This window comes from Limnohabitans sp. 2KL-17 (assembly GCF_003063415.1).
Taxonomy (GTDB): Bacteria; Pseudomonadota; Gammaproteobacteria; order Burkholderiales; family Burkholderiaceae_C; genus Limnohabitans_A.
Genome location: NZ_NESK01000039.1, coordinates 1 through 18,784 on the forward strand (window position 1 = coordinate 1; position 18,784 = coordinate 18,784).

The following is an 18,784-nucleotide window of genomic DNA, read 5'->3' on the forward strand; positions in this document are numbered from 1 at the left end:
GAGGGCCAGAACATGCGTCCTGCCAACAGGTGCCGACGGTGTCGGCTTTGAACCCCTGTCCCCGATCAATTCAGGTGGGGGATTTTGAAGTGGCCATAAGTGGGGGAATTTGGGTGGCCATCAGGGAAGCTACAAGGTTCTCAAAAACTGGACATGCATTACAAGGAGACTGGTAACAGGGTCTTTTACTCAGGTGCAGCCAATATCGGTATGCGATTTGAAGGCTGGTACAAGATCAAGGACGGTAAGCGTTGCGAGCAGTCCAGTGGTGGAGGTCAAGAGGTTTGCTTCACCCTTCACAAGATAGATAACGAAAAATATTACGTATGCGATGCCAAGGGACAGTGCGATTGGACGCTGATCTCCGTAAAAGGCAACCCGCTTGGCATTGAATAACTCACCGTAAATTTTCTTTACGCTCGCGGAGTGGCACAAGCTGAAATAGCTCTACAAGCACTGCCCAGCACCCAACATCTGCCCTCTGGGCAAAAAGCGTGCTGTAGGGCTTGTAAAAGCGTTGCAGGGCGTTGGAAAAAGCTGGGGGCTGCGCTAGCTGAAGCGCTGCGCCAACAGACTGCCAAGCTGATGCCAAAAAAGCAGTTTTAAACTACTTTGAATTAACTTTAGAAGGGGGGATTTAGCACTGTCAGCACAGAGTGTGCCGCACCGTTTTGCACCCAATTTGCAGGCGCCATTAATGCTGAAGTTCTAGCGCCGGACGGACTTTTTCAATCCGCTGCTCTACCAACTGAGCTACCGGGCCTGTGCAAAAATTATAGCAGAGTCACACTCGGTTTCTGATGCATTTCAGTCGAGTCAGCCTTGGCGTTTGCTGCGGGACAAATCCACACCCAACTGTTTGAGCTTTCTGTACAGATGCGTTCGCTCAAGGCCGGTCTTTTCTGCCACTTTGGTCATGGAACCCGCCTCATGGGCGAGATGAAATTCAAAGTATGCTTTTTCAAACGCATCACGCGCCTCTCGCAAAGGCCGATCCAGGTGAAAGCTTTGCTGAACCTCGAGCACCGCACTGATGACATTGCCGTTGAGCAAGACTGACGACAAAGCAGCGCTTGCTTGCATGGCAACGGCCGAGCTCATTGCTTGTTTGACCTGATCGCGGGCAAGGCCCTGCTCCACCGCCTTGAGCAACTTTTGCAAGGTGATGGGTTTTTCCAAAAAGGCTTGCGCACCAATCTTGACCGCATCAACAGCCGTGTCGATGGTGGCGTGCCCACTCATCATGATCACGGGCATGTTGAGCAACCCCGCCGTCGCCCATTCTTTCAAAAGGCTCACGCCGTCGGTATCAGGCATCCAGATGTCCAGCAACACCAGGTCAGGGCGCATGCGCAGTCGCACTTCACGGGCCATGGCTGCATTTTCGGCAAGTTCAACTTGATGCCCTTCGTCAAACAGGATTTCTGAGAGCAGGTCACGTATGCCGAGCTCATCGTCAACCACCAAAATATTTGCCATATTGTTTGCCGTGTCTCTGTTCAATGGATGGGCTTGGTCAAGCTGCCCGTTGTGGAATCCAGTGTGAATGATAACGAGACTTGCGCACCCTTGATTTCACCATCTTGTATCACGTTGCCCAGCTCAATTTTGGCCGAGTGTTCATCGGCGATTTTCTTCACCACCGCCAGCCCCAATCCTGTGCCTTTGGCCTTGGTTGTGACGTAAGGTTCAAATGCACGTTTAAGAATATTGGGCTCAAAACCGGGCCCCGTATCGGTCACTGTCAAGCGAACCCGATTGCGTGATGCGTTCCATTCTGTGCGCACACCAACGCGTGCGTCCAGGGGCACTTCTCCTTTTACCTCACAGGCATCCTGCGCATTTTGCAGCAGGTTATGGATCACCTGTCTCAACTGCTGCTCATCCCCCGATATGGGTGGGCATGAGTGATCGAGTTCCATGATCACAGGGGCTCGATGGATGTGATCGGTTGGGTCATTTGCATACAGAACCATCAACTCAGCAATCAGGTCATTGAGCTTCACCGGCTTGAGATCGGCCGATGGCAAGCGGGCATAGTCACGAAACTCATTGACAAGGCGCTTCATGGAGTCAACCTGATCCACGATCGTTTTGACCGATTTGTTCAGCACGGCATCGTCTTGAGGATCGAGCTTGCCGATCAATTTTCTCTGCAGTCTTTCTGCAGACAGTTGTATCGGGGTGAGCGGGTTTTTGATTTCGTGCGCCAAACGCCTGGCCACTTCGCCCCAGGCCTGTGCGCGTTCAGCAGACACGATTTCAGAAATGTCATCAAACACCAGAAGACGCATGCCATCAGGCAAAACTGCACCACGTGCCAGCAATGTCAGCGCCGTCTCCGTCAGCCCCTGACCCGTGGCGTGAACTTCGAAGGATTTTTGCCAGTGGTCCAGTTCATGGGCATCTTTGTCCAATCGAAGCATGGCGAACTGCTCAGCCACGCCTTGCGCAAAGCCTGCCAGTTCAGGCAGGCTGAGCAGCGGCAAACCTTTATAGGCGGCCACGGGCACTCGCAAAATCCGGGTCGCGCCTGGATTGGCCGACTGAATCACGCCTTGAGCATCGAGCACCATGACGCCTGCCGTCAGATTGTCCAGGATGGTTTGCAAATTACCGCGTGCTGTATCCAGCTGAACCAGGCTGCGTTGCACGTTTGTACGGGCGTCAGACAATTGTTGCGTCATGTCTGCAAATGAACGGGTCAAGCCACCGAGTTCATCGTTGCCTTGCAAGGCCAACTTGGGCGTCAAGTCCCCTGAGGCCACTTGACGCATGCCGTGCGCCAGCAACAACAAGGGTCGCGCCAATTGGTTACCCAACACCACGGCCAGCAGGATTGCACCGAGCACGGCCAAGAACAAACTGAGCGTCAGCGTGCCAATGTACATGCGCCGCAAGCCTTCGCGGGCCAGCGCCCGCTCCTGGTACTCACGGTAAGCGCCCTGCACTTCGAGTGCGTTGTTGACCAGCGTAGGTGGCAAGTCTTGTGTCACCTGCAGCAAGCGGCGGTCTTCGTCAAATGCAAGTCCTGATTGAGGCAGCAAAACCAGCACCTTGACGCGCCCCTTGTCGCCTCCGGGTATGGCTTCGTCAAGTCCCTCAACCCATTCAACACTGCCTTTTTGCTTCGCGTCTTTGAGTTGCTGTATCGGGGGGAGTTCGGGGCGAATTTGAAATCTGGATTGCCCGGCACTGGCAACCATCCGTCCGCTGGTGGTCCAGAGCACAGCATCGCTGACGCCCAGTTGCTCACGCATTTTTTCCAGGGCAATGCCAGCACTGACGTCGGCCACATCGCTCAATTGGGTGGCTGCAACTCGCGCTTGTTTGGACAGATCGGTGCTCAGGGTGTCAAGCGTGGCTCGTCCCAGGTTCAGGCCGGCAACCAGCGCCGCCTCCACTTTGACATCGAACCAGCTCTCGATTGATCGTGATACGAACTGGTAGGACACCACATAAATCAGCACGCCCGGAATGACGCCCACCAGAGCAAAGATCCCGGCCAGCTTAACCAGCAAGCGGGAGCCGAATTGGCCACGCCGGAATCTTATCAATAGCCTTACCGCGCCCCACAAGATGGTGATCAGCAAACCACTGGCCACTACGGCGTTGATCAACACAAGCCATTCGTAATTCTGGTTGTAGCTTTCACGATTGCCTGTGGCTTGGGTCATCAGCACGATCAGTCCCAAACCGATCACCACCATTGCCAAGGCACCTAAAGCCAACAGCCATCGACTGGTGCGCGATGCCTGCAGCTGCTTCTTTGCAGATCGGTTGGTCGAAAGCCCCATTTCAGCGCACCATGTCCGGCGTGATTCGCAACTGCCTGGCCACCATCAAAGCCCACTCGGATTGGTTGCCGGCGGCGATCTGAAACGGGCGGGGCAGCTGAGAAGTGTCCAGTCTGAAACGGTAAGCAATGTATTGGCGCGCCTCCAAATCCAGGTCGGCCATCTCGGCCACCTTCCATCCGGACTGGCGCCGGATCACATCCAACGCCTCAGGCAGTGTTTCGAAACTCTGTGAAATACTGCCTGCCAGGCCTCCACCAGACATCGGTTCATTGGAAACGTTCAGACGCCACCGCCGGGTCAGGGGTTGGAAAGCCAATCTGTAGAAACGTGTTGCCGTGTTAATTTTGCGGTCATACCAATACCAGCGGTCTCGCATGACTTCGGCCTCTGCGACAAAGTGCACCGCCAGTCCTTTGAGCAGGGCATCTTCAATTGCAAACCCCAACTCCAGCTTGATCTGGGCGGTCAAATAAAGCGCAGTGTCACGTCGTTCGGCGCGCAACTCTGCCAATTCGGGCAGGGAGGCTTGAGCCCAGACAGATGGCACGACAAGCAGCCAGGCCCCAAGGACCCAGCCGCCCAAGCGCCAGAGCTTAGCCAAGGCGCTTTTCCAGAAGTGCGTAATAAAACCCATCGTGTTCACCCATGGGATTGTCCTCGACTGGCAGCCCAATTAACACCTGCCCGGGAATCAAATGTCCCGGCGAGAGGTGCAATAGGGCATTGGTGTTGCTTTGAAGAAACGCCTGAACGGTCTCATCACCCTCGGCCTTGAAGACGGAGCAAGTGCAATAAAGCAGGCGCCCTCCAGGCACGAGCAAAGGCCAAAGCGCCTTGAGCAGCGCCGCCTGTGTTTTGGCCAATTGCCCGCTGTCTGTAGGCCTGCGCAGCCAGCGCACATCTGGGTGCCTTCGGACAATGCCAGATGCTGTGCAGGGTGCGTCCAGCAAGATGGCGTCAAACGCTTGCCCATCCCACCATTGCGCAGGTTGTCCGGCGTCCGCCGCAAGCACCTCGGCTTGCAGGCCCAAACGCTGCAAATTCTGATGAATCCGCTCGCAGCGTGACGCATCCACATCCAAAGCCAGCACATGGGCATGGGGGTGGATTTCAAGCAAATGTCCGGTTTTGCCCCCGGGGGCGGCACAAGCATCCAAAATTCGCCATGGCTTTGCGTTTTCCATGCCCCGTAACAATAAGGGGGCAGCCACTTGTGCCGCGGCATCTTGCACGGAAACATGGCCCTCCGAAAATCCAGGCAACTGGTGCACTGGCATGGCCCGTGTCAATTGCAAGCCCTGCGCTCCCACGGCTTGAGCACCCACACCGATTGATGCCAGTTGCTGCTGATAGGCTGCAACCGTGTGGTGCAATTGGTTGACTCGCAGCGTCATCGGTGCAGGTTTTTGTGCCACCTCCAGAAGCTGCTGCCAGTGAAGCGGGTGATCAGCCTGCAAGCGCTCCACCCACCAACGGGGGTGGTTCCATCGGGCCTGTAAATCATCGTCGGTTTGCTTCACCAATGCTTCGCGTTCGCGCATAAAACGCCTGAGGCAAGCGTTGATGAACCCGCTTTGGGCTTGTGTTTGTCTTTGCTTGCGAGCGGCCTCCACCGTTTGATTGACCAATGTATGGATGGGGTACGGCGCATCTGCCTCGTTAAAGCACAAGGCCAATGCCGTACACAACAGGGCATCTGCTGGCGGTGATGGCGTTTTCGCAGCAAGTTGCTCACGCAAGGCACTTGCCCGACCCAGTTGCCTGAGCACGTGAAAGCTTAGGGCTTGAACCCCAGGGCGCAGTTCATGCGGGACACTTTCAAGTTGAGCGGTCAGTGACCGCCCCTGGCGTGTGGCCTGCACAGCAGCAGCGGTGGCTTGCAGCAGTCGCCATAAAGGTGGGGACTGGCCTGAAGAAGTCTGTCCGCTGGATTGGGCAAGTTGTGTCATCGATGATTTCAAAGAACGCTCAGGCAGCGCCCATGGACAAATCCATTCGCATGGCAGGTTGAAGGTTCAGACGTTGCGCAAGCCAGGATGCAGGCCGCATGGCCAGCGCATCGTTGTATGCGGCAACGGCCACATGGTACGGAATGAGCGCAGCAGGCAAGGTTTGACGCATTCGGTTCAATGCGATGTCCAGATCGGGTTTGACTGCATCGTTGGTTGTTTGCAGCATCAAGCGGATTTGCGCCACCACCTTTTGGTGCTGCGCCACAACCTGCTTTTGGCACGCTCCGTCCAATGGCTGCAAACGAGCCTGCAACAAGGCCTCGAGCAAATCATCACTGGCCGATTGCAATGCTTGCAGACCATCTGCGCCATCTTCAATGGCCAATGACTGACGCGCAGCGATGCCGCCCTGCATGCGAACCAGCAAGCGAAGCCAGACGGCATCGACACTGCTCCACTGTCTCACAACCTCTGCGCGCAGACGCAGCAAGCGATTGTGTGCGCCGACCGCCCAAAACAGGGCAAGCGCAAGCAAGATGCCAAAAATCAGTGCTCCCATGTTTTCACCTCTGTCCAATCCTCACCATAAAAAACAGCCCCTGACCGCAAACCGGTGCAGGGGCTGTTCAAGCTGTTCACCTTGCAACAGGTGAATGCGTCACTCAGGCAGCTTCACCTGCGTCGGAGACAGCGTCTTCGGTCGATGTTCCAGCCAAGTCTGCAGCTTCGGCATCGGCAATGGCGCGGCGCTCTGCGTCGTCCATGGCATCCTTGACGGCACGCGCTTTGTGGTACGCCAAGCCAGTACCTGCAGGAATCAGACGACCCACGATCACGTTTTCTTTCAGGCCACGCAGTTCGTCGCGCTTGCCCATGATCGCCGCTTCGGTCAGCACCCGGGTCGTTTCCTGGAAGGAAGCGGCAGAGATGAACGAATCGGTCGACAAGGAAGCCTTGGTGATACCCAGCAACAAGTTGCTGAAAGTCGCCGGGATCTTGCCGTCGCTCTGCAAGGCATCGTTGGTGTTGAGCATTTCGGACCGCTCAACCTGCTCGCCGGAAATGTAGGTGGAATCGCCGATGTTCTCGACAACCACCCGGCGAAGCATCTGACGAACAATCACTTCGATGTGCTTGTCATTGATCTTCACGCCTTGCAAGCGGTAAACGTCCTGCACTTCATCAACGATGTAGCGGGCCAACTCTTCGATGCCCAACAGACGCAAGATGTCTTGCGGGTCGGCAGGGCCGTCCACAATGCTTTCGCCCTTGTTGACGACCTGACCTTCGTGGACCAGGATGTTCTTCTCTTTGGGGATCAGTTCATCCCAGACCTTGCCATCAGGATCGGTGATCTGCAAACGGACCTTGCCTTTGGTTTCCTTGCCGAAAGACACAGTACCCGTGATCTCGGCCAGCATGCCTTTGTCTTTGGGTGTGCGGGCTTCAAACAACTCGGCGACACGTGGCAAACCGCCAGTAATGTCACGCGTCTTTTGTCCTTCAACCGGGATACGGGCCAGCACTTCGCCTGGGCCAACGCTCATGCCATCGCGCACCTGAATCAGCGAGCCGATCTGGAAGCCGATGGTCACCGAATGGTCGGTCCCAGGAATCTTGACTTCCTTGCCTGCGGCGTCGATCAGCTTGACCTGAGGACGGATGATCTTGGCAGCACCACGGCGCTTGGGATCGATCACTACCAGCGTGGACAAACCGGTCACTTCGTCCAATTGCTTGGCGACGGTCAGGCCTTCTTCGACGTTCTCGAATTTCACCTGGCCGGCAAATTCGGTGATGATCGGTCGGGTCAATGGGTCCCAGTTGGCCAGGATGGCGCCAGCCTTGATGGTCTGATCGGCCTTGACCGACAAGATCGCACCATAGGGCACTTTGTGACGCTCACGCTCACGGCCGTGTTCGTGGATGACGATCTCGCCAGAACGGGAAATCACCACCAACTCGCCTTTGCTGTTGGTCACATAACGCATCGTGGCATTGAAACCGATGATGCCGTTCGATTTTGCTTCCACACTAGAGGCTACAGCTGCACGGGATGCAGCACCACCAATGTGGAACGTGCGCATGGTCAGCTGTGTGCCTGGCTCACCAATCGACTGAGCAGCAATCACACCCACTGCTTCGCCGTTGTTCACCAGACCACCACGGCCCAGATCGCGGCCATAGCATTTGGCGCAAAGACCAAAACGTGTCTCGCAGGTCAGCGCAGTACGCACCTTCACTTCGTCCACACCGGCAGCTTCCAGTTCGTCGAGCAAGTCTTCGTCGAGCATGATGCCTGATGCAGCCATCACGGAACGGTTTTCAGGGTGCAGGACATCCTCAACCACAGTTCGGCCCAGAATCCGGTCGCGCAGTGATTCGATTACTTCGCCGCCTTCAACGATGGCGCGCATCAGCGAGCCGTCAGAAGTGCCGCAATCGAGTTCAGTCACGACCAAGTCTTGGGTCACGTCTACCAGACGACGCGTCAGGTAACCTGAGTTCGCAGTTTTCAAAGCCGTGTCGGCCAGGCCTTTTCGTGCACCGTGTGTCGAAATGAAGTACTGCAACACGTTCAGACCTTCACGGAAGTTCGCCGTGATGGGGGTCTCGATGATCGAGCCGTCGGGCTTGGCCATCAGGCCACGCATACCGGCCAACTGACGAATCTGCGCAGCAGAACCGCGAGCGCCGGAGTCGGCCATCATGTAAATCGAGTTGAACGATTCCTGATCGACTTCGTTGCCATGGCGGTCAATGGTCCGCTCTTTACGGAGCTGGTCCATCATCACCTTGGACACGACGTCACCAGCTTTGCCCCAGATGTCGACCACTTTGTTGTAGCGCTCGCCAGCAGTTACAAGTCCAGAGACGTATTGCTGTTCGATGTCTTTGACTTCTTTTTCAGCGGCCTCAATGATGGCGGGTTTTTCTGGTGGCACCAACATGTCATCGATACCGATCGAGATGCCGGCGCGTGTAGCCAAACGGAAACCGTTTTGCAACAGCTTGTCGGCAAACACCACGGTCTCTTTCAGGCCGCACTTGCGGAAGGACGTGTTGATCAGCTTGGAAATCTCTTTCTTCTTCAGAGCCTTGTTCAGGTTCGAGAAAGGAAGGCCTTTGGGCAAGATTTCAGACAGCAATGCACGGCCGACAGTGGTTTCGACCATCGACACCGATGAAGAGAATTCACCTGTGACTTTGTCTTTTGTCCACTCGGTCATGCGCACGTTGATCTTGGCGGTCAACTCCACAGCATCTGCATCCAGAGCACGCTGCACTTCGCCAATGTCGGCAAAGATCAAACCTTCGCCCCTGGCGTTGATGCGGTCACGCGTCGCGTAGTAAAGACCCAGCACCACGTCTTGTGACGGCACGATGGAGGGTTCACCAGAAGCTGGGAACAAGATGTTGTTCGAGGCCAGCATCAAGGTGCGAGCCTCCATCTGGGCTTCCACCGACAGCGGCACGTGAACGGCCATCTGGTCACCGTCAAAGTCGGCGTTGAAGGCCGCGCAAACAAGCGGATGCAACTGAATGGCTTTGCCTTCAATCAACAAAGGCTCAAACGCCTGAATGCCCAAACGGTGCAGCGTAGGCGCACGGTTAAGCATCACGGGATGCTCTTTGATGACCTCTTCCAGGATGTCCCACACCACCGGCGTGCCGGCTTCAACTTCTTTCTTGGCGGCCTTGATGGTGGTCGCAATGCCCATTGCTTCGAGGCGGGCAAAGATGAATGGTTTGAACAGTTCGATGGCCATCAACTTGGGCAAACCGCACTGGTGCAGCTTGAGCGTTGGTCCGACGGTGATGACGGAACGACCCGAATAGTCGACGCGCTTGCCCAGCAAGTTTTGACGGAAACGACCGCTCTTGCCTTTGATCATGTCAGCCAAAGACTTCAGGGCACGCTTGTTGGCGCCGGTCATGGCTTTGCCGCGACGGCCGTTGTCCAACAGGCTGTCCACCGCTTCTTGCAACATACGCTTTTCGTTGCGGGCGATGATCTCGGGCGCCTTCAGTTCCAGCAAACGGCGCAGTCGGCTGTTGCGGTTGATGACGCGGCGATACAGGTCGTTCAGGTCAGAGGTCGCAAAGCGGCCGCCATCCAGCGGCACCAAAGGACGCAAGTCCGGCGGCAACACGGGCAGCACTTCGAGCACCATCCAGCCAGGCTTGATACCCGATTTCTTGAAAGCTTCCAGCACTTTGAGGCGCTTGGAGTTCTTTTTGACTTTCAGTTCTGAGCCAGTCAAGTCGCCGCGCAAGCGTTCGATTTCGCTTTCAATGTCAATGCCTTCGAGCAATTCACGGATGCCTTCAGCGCCCATCTTGGCAGTGAATTCGTCACCGTATTCCTTGAGCTTGGCATCGTAGTCGTCTTCAGTCATGATGCCGAATTTCTTCAGCGGAGTCATGCCGGGATCGGTCACCACATAGGCTTCAAAGTACAGAACACGCTCGATATCGCGCAGCGTCATGTCGAGCACCAGGCCCAAACGTGATGGCAATGATTTCAGGAACCAAATATGGGCACAAGGCGCAGCCAGATCAATGTGGCCCATGCGCTCGCGACGCACTTTGGTCTGTGTGACTTCAACGCCGCATTTCTCGCAGATCACGCCGCGGTGCTTGAGACGCTTGTACTTGCCGCACAAGCACTCATAGTCTTTGATAGGGCCAAAAATCTTGGCACAAAAAAGACCGTCGCGCTCAGGCTTGAAGGTGCGGTAGTTAATGGTTTCCGGCTTTTTCACCTCACCGAAAGACCACGAACGGATCTTCTCAGGCGATGCCAGACCGATGCGGATGGCATCAAAATGGTCATCGGGCGTGAACTGCTTGAACAGGTCGAGTAGTGATTTCATGGTTTAAATCCTTTGCCTGTGAATTAAGAACGCTCGAGCTCGATGTCAAGACCCAGCGAACGGATTTCCTTGACCAGCACGTTGAACGATTCGGGCATACCCGCTTCGATGGAGTGTTCACCTTTGACGATGCTCTCGTAGACCTTGGTACGGCCTTGCACGTCATCGGACTTGACGGTGAGCATTTCTTGCAGAACGTAAGAAGCACCGTATGCCTCCAGCGCCCACACTTCCATCTCACCGAAACGCTGACCACCGAACTGAGCCTTACCACCCAGCGGCTGCTGAGTGACCAAGCTGTAAGGACCTGTCGAGCGCGCATGCATCTTGTCGTCCACCAAGTGGTGAAGTTTCAAGAAGTGCATGTAGCCAATGGTGGTCGGACGGTCAAAAGCATCGCCTGAACGGCCATCAAACAAATTGGCTTGTGTGCGTGTGGCGGTCAATCCCTTGGCCTTGGCCAGATCTTCCGGATAGGCCAAATGCAACATCGCGCGGATTTCTTCTTCAGCTGCACCATCGAACACCGGCGTAGCGAATGGGAAACCTTCTTTGAGGTTGCCAGCCATGGCGAGGATTTCGTCGTCAGTCAGTTGCGACAAGTCTTCCTTGCGCCCCATGCTGTTGTACAACTGCTCGAAAAGTTTGCGCAATTCAGCAATCTTTTCCTGGCGTTGGGTTTCAGCTTGCAGCATGTTGCCAATGCGATGGCCAATGCCTTTGCCAGCCCAACCCAGGTGAACTTCGAGCACCTGACCCACGTTCATGCGCGATGGCACGCCCAGTGGGTTGAGCACGATGTCTACTGGGGTGCCGTCTGCCATGTAGGGCATGTCTTCGACCGGTACGATCTTGGAGACCACCCCTTTGTTACCGTGGCGGCCAGCCATTTTGTCACCCGGTTGCAAGCGGCGCTTGACGGCCAGATAGACCTTGACCATTTTCAGCACGCCCGCTGGCAACTCGTCACCTTGCGTGAGCTTCTTGCGCTTTTCTTCAAAAGACAAGTCGAAGCTGTGACGGGTTTGCTCCAGCGAATTCTTGATGGATTCGAGTTGCATGGCCACATCGTCTTCAGCAGGGCGAATGTCGAACCAGTGGAACTTCTCGACCGAAGCCATATAGGCCTTGTCCAGCTTGGTGCCTTTGGCAAGTTTCTGCGGACCACCGTTGGCCACGCGTCCAACCAGCAATTTTTCAATGCGGTCAAATGCATCGGCTTCGACAATGCGCAACTGGTCGTTCAAATCCAGACGGAAGCGCTTGAGTTCGTCGTCGATGATTTGTTGTGCACGCTTGTCACGCACGATGCCTTCACGGGTGAAGACCTGCACGTCTATCACTGTGCCTTGTGAGCCCTGGTCTACACGCAGCGAAGTGTCTTTTACATCACTGGCTTTTTCACCGAAGATGGCGCGCAACAGCTTTTCTTCCGGGGTCAGTGTGGTCTCGCCTTTTGGCGTGACCTTGCCAACCAGCACATCACCGGGTTGCACTTCTGCACCCACGTAAATGATGCCGGAATCGTCCAGACGACCCAGTTGTTGCTCGGACAAGTTGGGAATATCGCGCGAAATTTCTTCGGCGCCCAACTTGGTGTCACGGGCCATCACCACGAGTTCTTCGATGTGGATCGAGGTGTAGCGGTCTTCCGATACGACACGTTCAGAAATCAGGATCGAATCTTCGAAGTTGTAGCCGTTCCATGGCATGAAGGCGATCAGCATGTTCTGACCAATCGCGATTTCGCCCAGATCAGTCGAGGCGCCGTCGGCGATCACATCACCCTTGGCCAGCTTGTCACCGCGTTGAACGATGGGGCGTTGGTGGATGTTGGTGTTCTGGTTGGAACGCTGGTACTTGATCAGGTTGTAGATGTCCACGCCGACTTCGCCGGCCATGGCTTCGGCGTCGTTGACGCGGATCACGATGCGCGTTGCATCGACGTAATCCACGATGCCACCGCGTGTGGCCGTGACGACGGTGCCCGAGTCAACAGCAGCAACACGCTCGATACCGGTCCCGACCATGGGCTTTTCAGGACGCAATACAGGCACAGCCTGACGCGACATGTTTGCGCCCATCAATGCGCGGTTGGCGTCATCGTGCTCCAGGAACGGCACCAAAGATGCAGCCACTGAAACGATCTGGGCAGGCGAAACGTCCATGTACTGGATGCGCTCGGCGCCGCACAAGATGGATTCGCCTTTTTCACGGGCAGAAACCAAATCACCGGTCAGCTTGCCGTCTTTGTCCAAAGCCGCGTTGGCCTGGGCGATGACGTACTTGCCTTCTTCGATGGCCGACAGGTAGTCTATGTTCATCGTGACTTTGCCGTCGATCACTTGGCGATAGGGGGTCTCAATGAACCCATATTCGTTCAGGCGGGCGTACAGGGCCAACGAGTTAATCAAACCAATGTTTGGACCTTCAGGTGTTTCAATGGGGCAGACACGGCCGTAATGGGTCACGTGCACGTCGCGCACTTCAAAACCTGCACGTTCGCGGGTCAAACCACCTGGGCCAAGTGCCGAAACACGGCGCTTGTGGGTGATCTCGGCCAGAGGGTTGGTCTGGTCCATGAACTGTGACAGCTGTGATGCACCGAAAAACTCTTTCAGGGCCGCAGAGATCGGCTTGGAGTTGATCAGGTCGTGTGGCATGAGCGGTTCTTGCTCAGCTTGGCCCAAACGCTCTTTCACAGCTTTTTCGATACGCGCCAAACCTGTTCGGTATTGGTTTTCGGCCAGCTCACCGACGCAACGCACGCGGCGGTTGCCCAGGTGATCGATGTCGTCAACTTCACCGTTGCCGTTGCGCAAGTCCACCAAAATCTTGACCACAGCCAGGATGTCTTCGTTGGTGAGCACCATGGGGCCTGTCGAGTCAGGGCGACCCACTCGCGCATTGAATTTCATACGACCGACACGCGACAAGTCGTAGGTGTCAGGGTTGTAGAACAAACGCTGGAACAGGGCCTGCACAGCGTCTTCTGTTGGTGGCTCGCCAGGACGCATCATGCGGTAGATCGCGACGCGTGCCGCAAACTCGTCAACGGTCTCATCGATGCGCAAGGTCTGCGAAATGTACGCCCCCTGGTCCAGTTCGTTCGTGTAAATACACGGCAAATCCTGAACGCCGGATGTACGCAACTTCTTCATCAGCGCTTCGGTCAATTCTTCGTTGGCCTTGGCGATGATTTCACCGGTGTCTGCATCAACGATGCTGCGAGCGACCACACGCCCGATCAGGAAGTCTTCCGGCACACTAATGTGCGTGGTACCCGATTGTTCAAGTTCGCGGGTGTGGCGCACAGTGATTCGTTTGTCTTTGGCGATCACCACTTTGCCGGACTTGTCGGTGATGTCAAAACGTGCAACTTCCCCACGCAGGCGTTCGGCAACAAATTCCATTTGTGCGCCGCTGTCCATCAAGCGGAAATTGTCGTTGACGAAAAAGTTCGCCAGGATCGATTCAGGGTTCAGGCCAATGGCCTTGAGCAAAATCGAGACAGGCATCTTGCGGCGACGGTCAACCCTGAAGTAAAGAATGTCTTTGGGGTCGAATTCGAAGTCGAGCCACGAACCGCGGTAAGGGATGATGCGCGCGCTGAACAACAGCTTGCCCGAACTGTGGGTTTTGCCTTTGTCGTGCTCGAAGAATACGCCAGGCGAACGGTGCAACTGAGACACGATCACGCGTTCAGTCCCGTTGATGATGAAGGAGCCTTTGTCGGTCATCAGGGGCACTTCGCCCATGTAGACCTCTTGCTCTTTAACTTCCTTGACCACTTTGGACTGCGATGTCGATGAGTCGCGGTCGTAAATGATGAGCTGAACGCGAGCGCGCACAGCCGAGGAGAAGGTCAGTCCTCGTGTCTGGCATTCGCGCACGTCAAACGCTGGTTTGGCCAAGTTGTACTCGACAAATTTCATCTCCACAAAACCGTTGTGGGACACGATCGGGAAAGCCGACTCGAATGCGGCTTGCAGGCCTTCGTGTGTGCGTTTGGATGAAACAACACCTGCTTGTAAAAATGACGTGTAAGCGTCTTTTTGCATTTGCAGCAGGTAAGGAACTTCGAGCACGCTTTCGCGGCTTCCGAAACTTTTGCGGATTCGCTTGCGTTCGGTGTATGAATAGGCCATGAGATCTCCGGGCTTGATCTTTCAGAACTGTGTGTTGAACGAGCTTTTGCACTCATTCAACGGGCTTGGCGGCTGGCCACTACCAGCGTTGGCGGACGATTGCGCATTGCACGCAACCCGTACCAAGGGTTTTCTGCAGTCGGGTCAGAAAACACTGAAAAGCTGACTTTTACAAATCAACTTTCCGGTGTTTTGAGAAGCAGCAAAAGTGGGCTTTTCAGCTTGTACTTCTGTCCGCTATTCAAGCACCAAAGGCTGGAGACCCTTTCGGGCACTCCAGCCTTGGATCACGACCGAATTACTTGAGTTCGGCCTTGGCGCCAGCTTCTTCCAACTTCTTCTTGGCAGCTTCAGCGTCAGCCTTTGGCAGGCCTTCTTTGACAGCTTTAGGTGCACCATCCACCAGGTCTTTGGCTTCTTTCAAGCCCAGACCGGTGATTTCGCGCACGGCCTTGATGACGGACACTTTGTTAGCGCCGGTTTCAAGCAACATGACGTTGAATTCTGTCTTCTCTTCCGCAGCAGCAGCAGCACCACCACCAGCGGCAGCAGGTGCAGCCATGGCCGCAGCGCTCACACCAAATTTCTCTTCGATGGCTTTCACCAGTTCGTTGAGTTCCATGACCGTCATGCTGTCAAGCGCGGTCAAAAATGCGTCTTTATCGAATGCCATTTTTATTTCCTAACAATTGGTTAAAACACGAACGCCGGCCTTAAGCGGCAACAGCTTCGCCTTCGCCTTTTTTGGCCGCCAGAGCACCCAACACCACTGCGGTGCGGGACATTGGCGACATCAGCAAGCCACACAACTGAGCCAACAACACTTCTTTCGAAGGGATGCTTGCCAATTGCTTAACGCCATTGACGTCCAAAGCTTTTCCTGCAAATGCACCTGCGCGAATCACCAACTTGTCGTTGGTTTTCGCGAAGTCAGCCACCACCTTGGCGGCGGCGACTGCATCTTCAGAGAAGCCATAGATCAGCGGGCCGGTCATCTGGTCGGCGACAACTTCAAATTGCGTACCTGCCACAGCACGGCGCGCCAAGGTGTTTTTCAACACCGTCAGCGAAACGCCGAGACTGCGAGCTTTGACACGCAAATTGGTCATGTCAGCGACCGTGATACCACGGTATTCCGCCATCACAAGCGTTTGAGCTTTAGCGGCGAGGTCGGTCACTTCGGTGATGACCGCTTCTTTCTCACTGCGATTCAGACTCAAGGTCTACTCCTTTGTATGTGTTTTTCGGGTCACCCCTGAAACACGCCTATTTGCAGCGACCAACTGTTCAGGACATTCATCCATGTGCAGCGGGATCGCCATCTGCGTTGGCCCAAACCTGCAATTTGACTTGCGGGTCTGTTGATTAAGCACAGCGGTGTGTGCACCAACGGTCTTGGATGGCCTGCCGTCTCTTTGCAAAGACTGCAGCCCACCACATTGAGCCAGCGTTAAGGCCGACTCAAATTTTTTGCCATCAAGCGGCGATGGATTGCGTGTCGACGCGAACGCCCACACCCATGGTTGAAGACACGGCCACTTTGCGCAGGTAAACGCCTTTGCTGGTGGCAGGCTTGGCTTTCACCAGCGCTTCAATCAAGGCCGCCAAGTTGCCTTGCAACTTGTCCGTATCGAACGAACGGCGGCCAATGGTGCCATGCACGATGCCGGCCTTGTCAACGCGGAACTGGACTTGACCGGCTTTGGCGTTCTTCACGGCCGTTGCCACATCAGGGGTCACGGTACCGACTTTTGGGTTAGGCATCAGGCCACGTGGGCCCAAAATCTGACCCAAAGTACCCACAACGCGCATCGCGTCAGGGGCGGCGATCACCACATCGAAAGGCATATCGCCTGCTTTGACGCGGGCAGCCAGGTCTTCCATGCCGACAACGTCAGCGCCAGCAGCGCGGGCTTCATCAGCCTTGGCGCCTTGGGCGAACACAGCAACACGGGCTGTTTTACCAGTGCCGTTGGGCAATACGACAGCGCCACGCACCACTTGATCAGACTTCTTGGCATCAATGCCGAGTTGCACAGCCACGTCGATGGATTCATCGAACTTGGCAGTGGCATGTTCTTTGACCATGGTCAGGGCATCGGTCAGAGCGTACAGCTTGAGACTGTCCACTTTGCCGACTTGGGCTTTTTGTTTTTTGGTGAGTTTGGACATTTACACGCCCTCCACATTCACGCCCATGGACCGGGCAGTACCAGCGATGGTTCGAACGGCTGCATCCATGTCGGCAGCAGTCAGGTCTTTCATCTTGGTGGTGGCGATTTCTTCCAGCTGTGCGCGGGTGATCTTGCCGACTTTTTCAAGACCTGGCTTAGTAGAAGCTTTGTCGATCTTGAGGGACTTCTTGATCAAGGTCGCTGCAGGCGGCGTCTTGATGATGAAGGTGAAGGACTTGTCAGCAAACGCAGTGATAACCACTGGCAGCGGCAGACCTGGCTCAACACCCTGGGTCTGGGCGTTGAACGCCTTGCAGAATTCCATGATGTTCAAACCACGTTGACCCAATGCTGGACCAATAGGTGGTGATGGATTGGCTTTACCAGCTGGCACTTGCAGCTTGATGAAGCCGACGATTTTTTTCGCCATGCTTTTCTCCTTGCGGGTTTTAACGCTCAAGACCATGTGGTCTTGGGCTCCCCGGGGTTAACGACTCAGAAATATTGCCTGGCACCGAGTCGGTAAGCGCCAGCCAGAAAAAAGAAAACCGTTCAGGTTTTTTCGACTTGACCAAACTCCAACTCAACGGGCGTTGCGCGGCCAAAAATGGTCACTGAAACGCGCATCTTGTTGCGCTCGTAATTGACTTCTTCAACGGTGCCATTGAAATCAGTGAATGGGCCTTCTTTGACGCGGATGTATTCACCCACCTCAAACTCCACCTTGTGGCGCGGCTTGTCAGTGCCTTCTTGCATCTGGCTCACAATTTTCTGAACATCCGCTTCAGAAATAGGAGCTGGGCGATTTTTAGAACCGCCCACAAAGCCCGTGACCTTGTTGGTGTGCTTCACCAAGTGCCAAGTTTCATCGTCCATCACCATTTCCACCAGCACATAACCAGGGAAAAATTTACGTTCAGTGGTTCTCTTTTGTCCGTTTTTGATTTCGACCACTTCTTCGGTGGGCACCAAAATACGGCCAAATTTGGACGCCATACCTGAACGCGTGATGCGTTCGACGATGTTGCGCTCGACCGCTTTTTCCATGCCCGAATACGCATGAACCACATACCATTTGAGGTCGGGGTTGGTCAATGAGCCGGCCATCGCAGCGTTGACTACAGCATCATTCATTATTTTTTCCACCCAAGAATCAGATCGTAAAAAACCCATTCGAGAGTTTTGTCGGTCAGCCACAAGAACAAGGCCATCACCACCACAAAGGCAAACACGTATGCCGTTATTTGCATGGCTTCCTTGCGCTCAGGCCAGACCACCTTCTTGACTTCGCGAACAGCATCGCGGCCAAAGGCAATCAATTGACGGCCCGATTCAGACGTGAAGAACACGACAACACTGGCCAGCAGGCCGACCAGCAGGCCCGCCCATTGCGCCAAACTGCCCTTGCTGGCCAGCATGTAAAAGGCCACCAATGCGGCAATGACCAATGCGCCAGCCAATGCCAGACGCATCTTGTCACCAGCAGCACTCACAGTTTGAACTTCGGACGTTGCCATACGGCTTGAAACCTTTTTTGAACCTCAACCCATGAGGACTCTTGTCAGACAATGAAGCCCGCTAGGGGCTCTAGCAGGCTTAAGAATCCACCCTTCAGGTGGCAGGGGCAGTAGGAATCGAACCTACAACCTTCGGTTTTGGAGACCGACGCTCTGCCAATTGAGCTATACCCCTACTTGAATCCCTTCAAGCAATGATCTTGGCAACGACGCCAGCACCAACGGTGCGGCCACCTTCACGAATGGCGAAGCGCAAGCCTTCTTCCATCGCAATGGGGTTGATCAACTTCACAGTGATCGACACGTTGTCACCCGG

14 protein-coding genes, 1 tRNA gene and 1 pseudogene are annotated in these 18,784 nt (G+C 55.1%); 1 reads left to right on the forward strand and 15 read right to left on the reverse strand.

Translation table 11 applies throughout. The annotated features are described in order from the left end of the window. Positions 1–153: 153 nt before the first annotated feature. A complete protein-coding gene (locus B9Z45_RS15480; RefSeq protein WP_146180933.1) occupies positions 154–396 on the forward strand; it encodes a hypothetical protein in 243 nt (80 codons plus the stop codon). A gap of 420 nt (positions 397–816) precedes the next feature. Here B9Z45_RS15480 and B9Z45_RS15485 read toward each other — a convergent pair whose 3' ends face one another. The 15 genes and pseudogenes from B9Z45_RS15485 to B9Z45_RS15555 all read right to left on the reverse strand — a co-directional run. Further along, positions 817–1,479 (reverse strand): response regulator, encoded by a 663-nt coding sequence (locus B9Z45_RS15485; RefSeq protein WP_108408115.1) that lies wholly within the window; start codon positions 1,477–1,479, stop codon positions 817–819. Between the two features lie 20 nt (positions 1,480–1,499). Continuing rightward, positions 1,500–3,797, reverse strand: a complete 2,298-nt coding sequence (locus B9Z45_RS15490) for an ATP-binding protein (RefSeq protein ID WP_108408116.1) — start codon at positions 3,795–3,797, stop codon at positions 1,500–1,502. 1 nt (position 3,798) lies between these two features. After that, complete coding sequence (locus tag B9Z45_RS15495) at positions 3,799–4,401, reverse strand: DUF4390 domain-containing protein (RefSeq protein ID WP_233252227.1); 603 nt, start codon at positions 4,399–4,401, stop codon at positions 3,799–3,801. Beyond that, positions 4,394–5,749, reverse strand: coding sequence for a 16S rRNA (cytosine(967)-C(5))-methyltransferase RsmB (gene rsmB / locus B9Z45_RS15500; RefSeq protein ID WP_108408117.1), 1,356 nt, complete (start codon positions 5,747–5,749; stop codon positions 4,394–4,396). The genes B9Z45_RS15495 and rsmB overlap by 8 nt, the downstream gene beginning before the upstream one ends. A 19-nt stretch (positions 5,750–5,768) precedes the next feature. Continuing rightward, positions 5,769–6,311: a hypothetical protein gene (locus B9Z45_RS15505; RefSeq protein WP_108408118.1), complete on the reverse strand. Its 543-nt coding sequence runs from the start codon at positions 6,309–6,311 to the stop codon at positions 5,769–5,771. 103 nt (positions 6,312–6,414) lie between these two features. Beyond that, positions 6,415–10,629, reverse strand: a complete 4,215-nt coding sequence (rpoC, locus tag B9Z45_RS15510; RefSeq protein ID WP_108408119.1) for a DNA-directed RNA polymerase subunit beta' — start codon at positions 10,627–10,629, stop codon at positions 6,415–6,417. 23 nt (positions 10,630–10,652) lie between these two features. Next, on the reverse strand, positions 10,653–14,777 hold the full coding sequence (rpoB, locus tag B9Z45_RS15515; RefSeq protein WP_108408120.1) for a DNA-directed RNA polymerase subunit beta: 4,125 nt from the start codon (positions 14,775–14,777) through the stop codon (positions 10,653–10,655). Between the two features lie 298 nt (positions 14,778–15,075). Further along, positions 15,076–15,450, reverse strand: a complete 375-nt coding sequence (rplL, locus tag B9Z45_RS15520) for a 50S ribosomal protein L7/L12 (RefSeq protein WP_108408121.1) — start codon at positions 15,448–15,450, stop codon at positions 15,076–15,078. Between the two features lie 40 nt (positions 15,451–15,490). Then, positions 15,491–15,997 carry a 50S ribosomal protein L10 gene (gene rplJ / locus B9Z45_RS15525; protein WP_108408122.1) on the reverse strand — a complete coding sequence of 169 codons (507 nt, stop codon included), beginning with the start codon at positions 15,995–15,997 and terminating at the stop codon, positions 15,491–15,493. A 256-nt stretch (positions 15,998–16,253) separates the two neighbouring features. Then, complete coding sequence (gene rplA / locus B9Z45_RS15530) at positions 16,254–16,949, reverse strand: 50S ribosomal protein L1 (protein ID WP_108408123.1); 696 nt, start codon at positions 16,947–16,949, stop codon at positions 16,254–16,256. Next, complete coding sequence (gene rplK, locus B9Z45_RS15535) at positions 16,950–17,381, reverse strand: 50S ribosomal protein L11 (protein WP_108408127.1); 432 nt, start codon at positions 17,379–17,381, stop codon at positions 16,950–16,952. Positions 17,382–17,503: 122 nt separating this feature from the next. Then, positions 17,504–18,085, reverse strand: coding sequence for a transcription termination/antitermination protein NusG (gene nusG, locus B9Z45_RS15540; RefSeq protein ID WP_108408124.1), 582 nt, complete (start codon positions 18,083–18,085; stop codon positions 17,504–17,506). Beyond that, a complete protein-coding gene (secE, locus tag B9Z45_RS15545; RefSeq protein WP_108408125.1) occupies positions 18,085–18,468 on the reverse strand; it encodes a preprotein translocase subunit SecE in 384 nt (127 codons plus the stop codon). Before secE ends, nusG begins: the two co-directional genes overlap by 1 nt. A gap of 99 nt (positions 18,469–18,567) precedes the next feature. Continuing rightward, positions 18,568–18,643: transfer RNA gene (locus B9Z45_RS15550), tRNA-Trp, on the reverse strand. A 12-nt stretch (positions 18,644–18,655) separates the two neighbouring features. Next, positions 18,656–18,784: pseudogene (locus B9Z45_RS15555) on the reverse strand (elongation factor Tu); the annotation flags it as partial.